The following is an 11,144-nucleotide window of genomic DNA, read 5'->3' on the forward strand; positions in this document are numbered from 1 at the left end:
GCCCCTAGAGGCTTCACATACCTCAGTAGAGCCCGACTTCAACTATACATGAAAAATAGTATTTAGATCACAAAGGCGAACAGTGGTGGCCCCGACTTACTTCTTCGACATTTCTGACATCTTAAGTTATGTGCGCACGGAGTCTTCTATTTCGGGGATCCAGCGGGTGTCTCTCGAATTGATTAAGCGGTTCTCGGCGCAGTCAGGGCCCGCGAATGTCATGATCTCGTTCTGGACGCTTGATGACCGGTACATCGCTCTGCCAGCTTCCTACATTACAGATATGCCTGAGTTCGATACTGACCGGCTTAGCCATATGTTCTTTGGCTCTAAGGCGCGCCGCATGGAGCAGACAGCCCCGACCCTTGGACGGTATCGTTTGCGGCCCCTAAAGTATTGGATTTACTCAATTGTTCGACACTTTAGGGCGGCGATCGGCGATGAGGGTCATTTCGTTAGCAAAGGGAGCTCAATTGCCGAATGGAAAAGCTATCATGCGAGCAAGCGCAAGCGTGAGGTTGCTCCCTTCCCACCAAAGCCAAAGGGGCAGTTGGTGCGTGATCTGGCAAAGCCTGGTGACCGGGTGGTTATTTTGGGGGCCGTCTTCGGTCTAAGTAAGCTGGCGAAAGAACTAGAACGCCTAAAAAACGACAAGCAGATTGATATTACCATCTTTGTGCACGATCTCATTCCTATTCTCGCTAAAGAGCATCTGAACGGGGGCTTCTCCCATAAGTTCGACAATTGGCTGAGAACTTCCACGAACTACTGCAGCAGCTACCTAGCCAATTCATGCCATACCTCCAAAGACCTCCTGAGCTATTTGGAAAAGGAAGGCACCCTGCGGCCGGTGAAAGTGGTACCTCTAGCCCAGCAGTTCCATCGGCCCGTTGCCGTCGAAAGGGGTGCCTGCAGCGAGCAGGTTAACCAAATACTTGATCATCCCTATGTATTAGTTGTCGGTACCTTGGAAGATCGCAAGAACCTGCTGAGATTGGCCCTATCTTGGGAGCATCTGTGCGCGGATGAAGACATTGCGACACCAAAGTTGGTCTTTGCAGGAAAGCAAAACTGGCAAAGCCCGGATTTCACTGATTTCATGAGGCAAACGAAAAGCCTCAATGGCATGATCGAGATTGTTAACCGGCCATCTGATGTAGAGCTTGCAGCGCTCTATAGTAACTGCCTCTTCACCGTCATGGTTAGCCTTTACGAGGGGTGGGGGCTCCCTATTGGGGAGAGCCTTTCTATGGGAAAAACTGCAGTTGTGGCGAGGTCTACTTCGATGCCTGAAGTGGGCGGAAACCTAGTAGAGTATTGTGACCCTCTGGACGTGGAGAGTATTACTGGGGCCTGCAAGATGTTAATTGGTGATGCAGCCCACCGGAAGGCTCTCGAGGAGCGGATCGCGCAAGCAAGCCTTCGGACATGGGATGATGTCGCTGAAGAATTTATGCAGGCACTCCGATAACATCGGGCTCTATCGCGACCGTTGGCAACATTTAAGCTTGCTGTGGAGGGCGAGCTTCCGTCTCCGAATTCCTTTGGTTTAACAACGCCCGAGAACGCTATTCGCCCAAGAAGGTACCCCACGCTCGCCTATGGCGTTTATGCCATGCGGTTTGGGATCGAGGTCTGTCGCCGAAGATACAAGCCTCAACGGGTTGCGGCAGTAGCGATCTATGCAGATCCAAAGGTTTTTGTTCGCATGCTGGTGAACATGCTCCCACGCAAGGTCGCCAAGAAAAATCTCACCGCCATACTTTTGGTAAGCTTCTATATAGGCGGTTAAGCGAGGAGAAGGTGTGTCATCGAAAACGACCAATCGGGGGATATACCCTGAGGCGTGGTATTGTTTTACTTTCTCTAGGTCATCAGCCGCATCCCAGCAATCAAGAGAGATATCGGTGGCGCGCCCCTTAACTTGATAAGCATATGGTTGCTGGGCGTACTTTGGCGTAACTTTGCTCTCGGTCGACAATATGCCAATTGTACCAGCCAAAGGTTGATGGCTTTGCTGAAGTGCAAGCGTCACTATAGATGACTGCAACTTATGTACTTCCTGCTGCACCGGGTCTGAAAAGGCTCTAGCGTCTTCATTTCGTGTGTTTTCTGCTCCTTGAAGCGCCGCCATATTGATCTTGAATTGTCGCACTGCGTGTAAGCAGAACAAGAGGTCGTAATAGTCGTCGAATGTGGCCTGTGCTTCTGCGTTGAGCGTAACCCAGTTCCACCCATCTACTGGCTTAGAGAACCATGCGGCGGGAAGTTCTGGGAGGGTGAGATGACTGCGTGCGCTGTCAGGTAGATGCTTTAATTTACGAGGCGCTAAGAATTCCGCTTCCATCAGAGCAATCAAGCGAACAAATGTAACTCGGGCCTTGTCCCGCATTGCTTTCGCATCTGCAGTCTCGTGAGGAGAGGTCAACTTGTTTTTGTAATGCGCCGTCATAAAGCTCTTTAATCCAATACGGGCCATTACATAGCCACAAAAAACCGTTCAGTTCAGGATAATGCCAAAGACGACATCTATAGTCGAACGATCAAAAGTATAGGAAAGCAATCGCGTCGAAGGTGGGTGACCAATTGTCCGCTAGAACTACTCTTTTGAATAGCTATCTCCCTTGCTGCCGCCCGAGAATGGGCTGGAACGACTGACCCGGAACCTTTTGTCTAACGCGACCAAGGAAGACCATGGCCAACCGAAGGTTTATAAGCCTCATATGTGCAATTCTGGTTCTGATACTCTTGGCGATCATCGGGCTCTTCGCAGAGAGACGAATGACTGTTTTTTTGACCGGCTACAGTTACTGGGACAATACTCCCCCGGCTTCTGCTATCATCGGGCGTCCTGTTATTCATGAGATGGCAGCGGGGATAGGGACCTATGACGATCCCGTAACCTTGGCGGTAGGGTGGCGGGCAGACGGAAGTGGAGTATCAGAAGATTTTCAGCCTGGTACACGATTTTACATCCCGCGATTGCGTAAGTATGCGATCGTTGAAGACCTGTGTGGAGATGGTGCGACCCCTCAAGACGGACCATGCCATATTGGCTGGAAGGGATATCCTTGGATCGATATCTACGTCGATGGCAGATCTCAAGGTCCCGAGGACAGCAATAGGTGCATGAAAAAAATCACTGGTGTTCAATCAGTTATCTTGCACCCAAGAAGAGGGCGCTTAATCTCACCCGGACCTATCGTAGAATCTGGATGCAAAACTTTCGAAAATTGATCGGATGTAATCGCTCCCCTCATCGCTAGTTTGCAATTTTGCCCCGCATACCCCGAAGTAAGGAGTAAAAGGCTTAGGAGGTAGCGGCGCTACGTCGCTCAATCTCAGGGCACGACATAAACAGATCAAAATTTGTTGAAGGTTTCTGCGCGGCGCAGAAAGCTCTTGTGATCAGTATGCCCCTCCCCTATGAGCCCGCGCTCCAGCTAAGACCGACTTCAGAGAACGCGCGCCAAAGTGACAGCCTTTTGTCTTTTGGCTACCAGCCCATCAATCCAATCCGGGACGCCGCAATGCAGAACCTTCGCTTTTATTTTGCTTTTGTCGCAGTTCTTATATCCGTAGTCTTATTGGTCTCTCAGGCTGCATAGTGTCGGAGCATGGTCTCATATTTGAGGCCAACGCTCACTGCTGATTAGCTAGAGGTTCTGCGAAGCCAGTCGAGCGGCTGCTACAGGTTCTTTGGCTTGTAGTACGGCTTGACTCGTCTCAAGCATTTTCACACCCCGCCTTGTCATTGGCAGGATGTGGAAATCTAAGTCTTAGCGTGGCTCCTAGAGCCGACACTGTCGAAATGCCATTGCACCTATGAATGCGTTAGCGGCTGTCGTTACCTTGCCCATGCCCGCCATAGACATATCCCTCGCCGGGGCTACGCAGGCTGCTGCGCGTCGACATGACAGTGTCATCATTCTTAGCGCGATCGCTGGTGTTCAAGAAGATATCATTGACTTTCGTAGACGCACCCGGCTTCCAATTGCGTTCACTATCGCCGTACACCGTTTGCGCATTGATCGAAGTGTCAAGGAAGATGTCGTTGTAACGGGTTGAGTTTTCGGCAACAGCAGCAGTGGAAATCAGTGCAGCGGCGGCAGTTGTGAGGATAAGTTTCATTTTGCGTTCCTTTGGCTTTCTCTCAATCACCATCATCGCAATGGCGTTGTTTATGGTGAAGGAACGAGGCTTAGCCTGACAAAGTTTCGACAGCGTACTCCAAGAAGGTCGTAGCCGCCACCTCAAGCACTCTTTCTACGATAACACATATGATAAAACTCATACTTTTTAGGTAATTAACTGGAAGCAACCAGAACTTCACATGGGCTCACACTGTCGTGTGAGATGCTACAGAAACGTAATTCTACGTCCAGAAAGATGAAGAAGCAGTAGAAAGTAAATTTTGACCCAGCTGGGATATGCCGTATTACCAACAGACCAACTGTCTTAGAAACATCCTCTGTAAAATTGCCCACCAATAGCTGAACCACATGTATATACCGCAACATGGAAAAACTAAGGATGAACGACCTGCGCGCTTCAAAACGACCAAAGTTCGTAACCTTAAAATTTCGATCTCTATTGTTGTCGTCCTCTGGATCGTTGCAGGTCTCAAACTTGCTAGCAGCCTCATCATGCCCTAGCGCCGCAAACCGCAACTGGGATGCGGTCAAGAGCTGCCTGGCTGGCTCTTCCCACTAAATTATCTGAATAAAGAGAAACTATGCTCTCTTGTCCCAGCCATCTTCCCGATGGTTGGGGTAGGCTACGGTGGCCCGTCTTCCACATATCCCGACACATAGGTCGCCGTATCCTTTCCTTGCAGGGCAGATTGATCGCGAAGGCCCCCGGCGGGGCCTGCGTACGGACAAAAGGAGTATGTGGCATATCGCTAAGCGAAGCGCCTCATGCTGCGCGCTTTGTGGTGTGCGCTACCTACCAGCCCTTAAGGCCTAGGTTGTAAATTCCCGCGTGAAAAGGCATTCTATCGGCCACAAAAGACTATGCATGTAACCTGATGTCTTTCCCCTAAGTTCCGGGTTTGTTCAGAATTGTCGAAGAGGCACTTTATGAAGCTTTCATTAGGCGCGATTGGGATTGGCTTAAGTATCCTGGTGATGCTTCAGTTCATGGTTTTCAATAAGCAAACCGGAGGAGAGCTTACCCAAGCAAGCTCTTTCGGCATTACTTTTGCCGTCCTAGTGTTTGGCGCCGGAGCCCTTACCTTCAAGCTCCCCCGCCTCGGGGGGGGTGTTTTTGTGGTTGCTGCCTTCTTGGCCTTTTCTATCTCAAATGACTTTCCCGATATGGCTTTCTGGGGGTCAGCTTCTCTTGTCTTGGGCACGCTCTCCGGCTTCTTTGGTTGGAAGGATTATGATTTGGCAGATAACGCCGAAAGTGGCTGAGGGTCTGCCTCTGGTTTGTTTGCAGGCAGACGTGAATATACTGCTTTGGGCTGCCCCCCCTCAAGATATGTGAAACTAGCGCACGACCAGCACTGATATATCGGCATGCGAAGCAAAGTAGCCTGCGTTCGACGAGAATATATGTTCGGCAAATCCAGGCGTGTGGCTTGCCATAACGACAAGGTCGGCTCCAATAGATTTCGCGGCGCGCGTTAAGACATTATTGAGATCAACCGAAGGATCGTGGCTGATCTCACTATGTGCCTCGAAAGCTATGCCATAAATCTCGGAGCTTTTAGATGCGAAAGCCGTCAGTTTATCGGTAAAACTTTCGGGCGTACGTGCAACTTGGCTGGGCGCCGTTTGCCCTACCCCTAGAATATGGGCTTCCGCGCCATAAAGTCTTCCGACATCAGCGGTGACCTGAAGAGCCTTCCCCATTTGGTCAACATGACGCAAATCAATGGGGATCATGATTTTTGTGTACATAGGGTTCTCCAATTCTGGGAGGAAAGCAGTGGCTGCTTTCAGCCTCTAGGTTCTTGGCGGGCACCTCGTCTTGGTGGGTGCTTAGCGAGAAAACAACACTGGGAAGTCAGCGCTCCGCAGCAACTCGCGGGTGGCCGCTCCGATGACGAGATCGTATGTTCGTGAATGCCCAAAGGCGCCGACAGCAATCATATCTGCGCCTCTTTCAAACGCTTCTTTGTTCAATGCAGCCGCCACACCGGGGCGCCCCCAAAAGCGCTCGACCAAGGTGGTCTTAATTCCATGTCGAGCAAAGGCAGCAGCCAGGTCGCTTGAGGTTACATCACGGCTGACGTCATGATGATGTTCATTGATCCGCACAATATGGGCATTATCGCCTTCGCTGAGTAAGGCGCGGGCATCATGCGCAGCTCGCACCGCCTCGCGTGTACCGTTCCACCCAATCAAAATGTCTTGCCCAAGCGTGTCAGCCTTGAAGTCTTTAGGCACCACAAGGACTGGCCTCCCCGCATCCCGGATAACCGCTTCTAAAAGACGGGCATGCGCATTGTTCTGTGCGTCGGAACCTACAGCCGGCATCACCACAAGGTCTGCACATTGCGCACTTTCAACGATCCGCTCTGAGGCAGTCTCTGACTGGCTTTTGACGAGACGCCACTCGGAGACGAAATCTTCAGTGTGAAGATGGGTCTCGAACAGGGTCTTCAGCTCGGCCGATTGTTCTTTTTGGGACTGACCATATGCTGCAAACACACTGTCTGGGACATGCATGGCAATGCCAGGATAAACCACCAAAGCTTCTATTGTATGCAACCCGATGACATGGGCATTATGTTGGCGGGCCAGCAAAGCTGAGGCGCGCAATACCGCTTCAGCGGTTTGCGTATCGGTAAGGCAGGTCAGAATTGTCTTGGTTGACATAATACGCCTCCTGTTGGCAAATTTAGTGCGTCTATGCTCAGCTTAGCAAGGGACAACAGGCTGAGGTTTGACGTAGATCAAAACGAAATTTTTTGGCTCAGGTAGTATAAACTTAACTTCTTGGCCGGCTTTGACGCGCAGCTTCAAGCTTCTCATCTTTCCACGTGTTATTGGATGGGGAATGAGGGAGGGCATATCCCAATGGCTAAGATGCTATACTAAAAGGTATATTTTTTATCCAAAATACTGCGCGCGGAAAATTCCGGGAGCTGTAAGTATTATTGATAGGTATCGGAAGAACCAATTGGGCAAAAAGTTTGCTCCCTAATACAATCGTAGCGCGTGCGTAAAAGCATCTGGTCGCGCCCGAATCCTTGAGAACTAGAGAAAGGTCTATCTTTGCATGCATGTTCTTGTTGCTGATGATCATGATTTAGTTAGGGAGGCTTTTACTCATGTTCTTGAAAACACGGGGGATATTACTGTTACCCAAGCTTCTACAGTTGCAGAAGTGCTGTTAAAGCTAGAAGAGCTTTCCCCCGATATAGTTCTCTTGGACTACGATATGCCAGGGATGCAGGGCCTCCAAGGTTTTAAGAAGACGCTAGAAAGTGCTGGTTCAACCCCCATAGCATTGATGTCAGGTGTCGCTTCTGTTGAGATTGCAGAGCAAGCCTTGGATTATGGAGCGGCGGGCTTCATTCCTAAGACGTTGGGCGTGCGCGCGATTGTAGGCGCAATTAATCTTATGCTTTTGGGCGAACAGTTCGCTCCGATAAGATGGATGCGCGAAGCGCAGTCTGCGGGTGTAACCCCAGATCCTGATGTCGTACTGACCGCCCGAGAAATGCAAGTCCTTGCGGGATTGCGCGAAGGAAAGTCCAACAAAGAAATCGCTCGTGACTTAGAGTTGCAAGAAGTTACAATTAAACTCTACATGAAATCTTTGATGCAGAAACTAGGCGCAAGAAACAGAACCCACGCAGCGCTCCTAGGCAAGCAGAAAGGGATTATTGAACGCTAAAGCCCCTGACTATATTCTTTAAGTACCGTGACGGTCTCTTCGGCCTTAGAAACAAAATCGTTGAATTTTTGGGAGATACCGACATCATCACGCACTTTAGCCGCTGCCTCAAGCGCCGCAGCTGACTTTTGCAGCACTGAAGCTCCAACTACGGCTGCGGAACCCGCAATCCTATGCGCATCTCTAGCGACCTTTACATAAGAGCGAGCGGCCATCTGCTGAGATATAAGAACACGTGCTTGTTCGATTTCATCGACAACTTGCACCAAGAGAGCTAGGAATGCCCGGCGCTCCATAGCCGCGCACAATTCAAGCAGCACATCGCTATTGATCAGATAGAAGTCCTCTCGCTTCAGTTGCCTGTCGCCATCAATAGTTGCCAAGGCTTCTCTCAATACATTGATCCGCAGGGGTTTAATTAGGCAGCGTTGCATGCCGAATGAATAAAAGCTCTTTATCTCATCAGCAAGTGCGTGTGCGGTCACGCCAAAAATGGGTGTGTTCTGTGAAGGACCCGCTGTTTTTCGGATTTTCTTAGTAGCCTCGACCCCGTTCATACCGGGCATACTGATATCCATAAGTATGAGATCAAAGAAGTCTTCCTGCGCTTTACGGAACCCGTCATGTCCATCGTGAGCGAAGATAACCTGATGACCTTCTACTTTGATCATCTCACCCGCGATGCTGCGGTTGATTTCATTGTCTTCTACTAGAAGAATTTTGAGGGGTTTTAGGTGGGCTGTTGGGTTCGATGCGGGCAAGGCAATTACTTCCCTTCTCCAAGAAATCAAGCATGGAGGAGACCATATCGGAATGGCTGCTCGGTCAGAGCCGTTTCCTCGCAACGTCACCTCTGGATAAGTCTGTACACCCTTTCTACACCACTAGCGGCCAAAAAAGAGCTTCTCAGTGCATCACAAGGCCTAATGAGGCTTACCATCTCAAAAGGTGGCAAGAGCTTTTCTAGCTGATAGGCTAGCCGAATTTGGGTTGCAGAGGTTCTTTGCTGAAGCAAATATGCTCGCAAAACCGCTATTCCACGATCGTTTTTGAGTTGGTGGAGGCATCCGTTTGGTAGCTGTCAATAATTTCACCCAGAGCGTCTGAAACAGATTGCTGATTACCCTGATTGTTCTGGTGATTTTCGATCATAATCAGACCTTCAGAGCCATCCCCCAAATGCATGTCGACCTGCACCCAGTTCCCGATCGCATAAGAGGTTGAGCTGACTGGATAGCCGTGGTGTCCACTTGCGGTAAGGTTAGGAGGGCTGGGGGCTCCGCCAAAGCTATCAGGTCCGCGCATCTGCATAGTTAGGTGGTTTTCGCGGCTTCGATTGGCGAAATTCCAAGGACGACTTCCAATGACGAAGGTCGTTTCTCCAGCCCAAACTTCTTTGGGAACTGGCAAAAGAAGGCAAACAACGAGAATATATTTCACGACAGTTCTCCAGATCAAAGCGTGAGGTGAGGGAGGTGGCCCAATACGGGCATTGGGCCACCTGTGGCGCATAAAGCTCTTTGGAGATGAACAATGTGGGGAAAGAACCTCACGCGCCATTCTGATTTCAGTTGATGCCGTCGATGGTAACGCCCAGGTTGTTGCCAACCGCCGTAGAAGCCGATGAGATCGTTGGAGATGCAAGCGTTCCAAGGCCTGGCACATCTGCAAAGACGACAGCATCGACGGTAGAAGTAGAGCCAACAGTCCCAATGGCATTCTGAACATTATTGCCCATCAAGAACGCATCCTGATCTGAAGTAGTGACCAGATTTGCGGTTAAGCTGTTCGCGACCCCGGTAGCGCTGTTATCCACGGTGCCGTTCAGCACACCAGTTGTCGTCGCAGTCGCAAGGATCGCCCCCGGCAAAGAAATATCTGCAATTGTACCGGTTAGGCCTGTACCAAGAGTGAGGTCAGCGCCTCCGAACGTTTGGCTGGCGTCAAAAGCGACCGAGACGTCGGAATCGAAGCTTGCGCTGTTCCCAAGTGCGCTTGCTTGAGTTTCGACATTGACCATGTCGTCGCTGGAAAATCCGACCAACCCGGTCAGCGCGTTGTCGATACCCGTGCTGGAACTAAGTGCCGTCATGGCGCCCAGTGAAGTCTGTTCGGATTCGACCTGCTCCAAACCGGTAGGTGCAACAGAAATGCTACTTACAGCATCTGTTACAACAGTAGACTGAACGTCAGCGTCCCAGTTCCAGTTGATAGTATCGAATGCGAAAGCTGGCGCTGCAATAATGATCGCAATGGCCGAAGCAGCAAGCTGGTGAGGTTTCATTTGAGTAATCCTTCCTGAGGTTAAGTTTGTGTCTGGTCTGTTTTCTCGGGGTATTCCCCACCCGGTGCGCAGCCTTCTCTCTCTTGTGCTGGCAGGCCGAGCCCTTCAGTGAGGATCTGGTAGACCGCCAGTTCCACCACCGACCGAACTCCAAGTTGCAACGGTTCGTTGCGTATTTCTCCGGAGTCGAATTCTACAAAGCGGTCGCCGAAGAAGCGGTAAACGCCCGCCTCATGCTCGACGCCAACAATTTGTTTCTGGAGACTTGTGACGTAGACTGTGCCGAAGCTATTCATGTCTACGACCCTTAGATCGATGCCGACATTTATCACTGCAGCTCGGCGACTGCCGCCAATACCAGCGATGTAAAGTCGTTCGCCGCCCGATTGGATGTTGTAGTTCAACTCAGTCAATGCGCCGAGGACCAGAAAATGCGCTGGCGCAACATCGACGATGCGAGCGGGCCTCTTGATAAGTTTCTGCTCGATAAGCTGCTGCTCTGCCAAAGCCACTCTAGGATCGAGACGTTCAGCAAGATTAACTTGCTTTGTCTTGAAGAAGGCGCTGATCAGCATTTCGGACGCGCCTTGGGTTAGCTCAGTGCTATCGTTCAGGCTGTCGTAGGCGCGCTTGCCTGTTTTGTCAGCGATGAGCCCTACCGCGACGGTTGGTCGGTTTGGGGCAGGGTTCGCCGCCAGCGCCGCCAAGCAAACAGTATAGGGTGTATGATTATCAGTAACCGGCGGACCCTGAAGGGGGCTGGTTTGCTGCGTACTATTTGTCACCGGCGAACAGGCCCCTAAAGCGGCTCCTCCTACAAGGGCGGCAACTAGCCATGCTGATCGTCGATATGTTGAGGGCTTAAGTTTCATCGTCGCGTCTTGAACTGGCCCCCATTTCGACCGGACACCTTGGACTGACCAAGGAGGCTTAAGGATAGCCTTAAGCACGTGCTTATGTCTGAGATGGAAATCATTACTGATGGCGGGCGCCGTCGACGCTGGTCTGC

General features: G+C 50.8%; 11 protein-coding genes. 3 read left to right on the forward strand and 8 right to left on the reverse strand.

The features are described 5' to 3' along the window. Positions 1-85 precede the first annotated feature (85 nt). Complete coding sequence (locus J7392_RS22770) at positions 86-1,471, forward strand: glycosyltransferase family 1 protein (RefSeq protein ID WP_209219549.1); 1,386 nt, start codon at positions 86-88, stop codon at positions 1,469-1,471. Between the two features lie 78 nt (positions 1,472-1,549). Here the strand turns inward: J7392_RS22770 and J7392_RS22775 are convergent, their stop codons facing one another. Then, positions 1,550-2,479, reverse strand: a complete 930-nt coding sequence (locus J7392_RS22775) for a hypothetical protein (RefSeq protein WP_209219551.1) — start codon at positions 2,477-2,479, stop codon at positions 1,550-1,552. Positions 2,480-3,834: 1,355 nt separating this feature from the next. After that, positions 3,835-4,131 carry a hypothetical protein gene (locus J7392_RS22780; protein WP_209219552.1) on the reverse strand — a complete coding sequence of 99 codons (297 nt, stop codon included), beginning with the start codon at positions 4,129-4,131 and terminating at the stop codon, positions 3,835-3,837. A gap of 950 nt (positions 4,132-5,081) precedes the next feature. On the opposite strand from J7392_RS22780, the gene J7392_RS22785 reads away from it, so the two are divergent. Further along, complete coding sequence (locus J7392_RS22785) at positions 5,082-5,417, forward strand: hypothetical protein (RefSeq protein ID WP_209219554.1); 336 nt, start codon at positions 5,082-5,084, stop codon at positions 5,415-5,417. Positions 5,418-5,492: 75 nt separating this feature from the next. Here J7392_RS22785 and J7392_RS22790 read toward each other — a convergent pair whose 3' ends face one another. After that, positions 5,493-5,906, reverse strand: coding sequence for a universal stress protein (locus J7392_RS22790; protein WP_209219556.1), 414 nt, complete (start codon positions 5,904-5,906; stop codon positions 5,493-5,495). 81 nt (positions 5,907-5,987) lie between these two features. Further along, complete coding sequence (locus J7392_RS22795; RefSeq protein ID WP_209219558.1) at positions 5,988-6,827, reverse strand: universal stress protein; 840 nt, start codon at positions 6,825-6,827, stop codon at positions 5,988-5,990. A gap of 403 nt (positions 6,828-7,230) precedes the next feature. On the opposite strand from J7392_RS22795, the gene J7392_RS22800 reads away from it, so the two are divergent. Continuing rightward, the gene (locus J7392_RS22800; RefSeq protein ID WP_209219560.1) at positions 7,231-7,851 is read left to right on the forward strand and encodes a response regulator transcription factor; all 621 of its coding nucleotides are present in this window, start codon (positions 7,231-7,233) and stop codon (positions 7,849-7,851) included. On the opposite strand, the gene J7392_RS22805 is transcribed toward J7392_RS22800, so the two are convergent. From J7392_RS22805 to J7392_RS22820, 4 genes are all read right to left on the reverse strand, one after another. Beyond that, entirely contained in the window at positions 7,848-8,612 is a 765-nt protein-coding gene (locus J7392_RS22805; RefSeq protein ID WP_209219562.1) for a response regulator, read from the reverse strand. The genes J7392_RS22800 and J7392_RS22805 overlap by 4 nt on opposite strands. A gap of 271 nt (positions 8,613-8,883) precedes the next feature. Beyond that, the gene (locus tag J7392_RS22810) at positions 8,884-9,291 is read right to left on the reverse strand and encodes a hypothetical protein (RefSeq protein ID WP_209219564.1); all 408 of its coding nucleotides are present in this window, start codon (positions 9,289-9,291) and stop codon (positions 8,884-8,886) included. Positions 9,292-9,418: 127 nt separating this feature from the next. Beyond that, positions 9,419-10,135, reverse strand: coding sequence for a hypothetical protein (locus tag J7392_RS22815; RefSeq protein WP_209219565.1), 717 nt, complete (start codon positions 10,133-10,135; stop codon positions 9,419-9,421). Positions 10,136-10,155: 20 nt separating this feature from the next. Next, positions 10,156-11,007, reverse strand: a complete 852-nt coding sequence (locus tag J7392_RS22820) for a CsgG/HfaB family protein (protein WP_209219567.1) — start codon at positions 11,005-11,007, stop codon at positions 10,156-10,158. Positions 11,008-11,144 lie beyond the last annotated feature (137 nt).

The organism is Sulfitobacter sp. R18_1, from assembly GCF_017743915.1.
GTDB classification, from domain to species: Bacteria; Pseudomonadota; Alphaproteobacteria; order Rhodobacterales; family Rhodobacteraceae; genus Sulfitobacter; species Sulfitobacter faviae.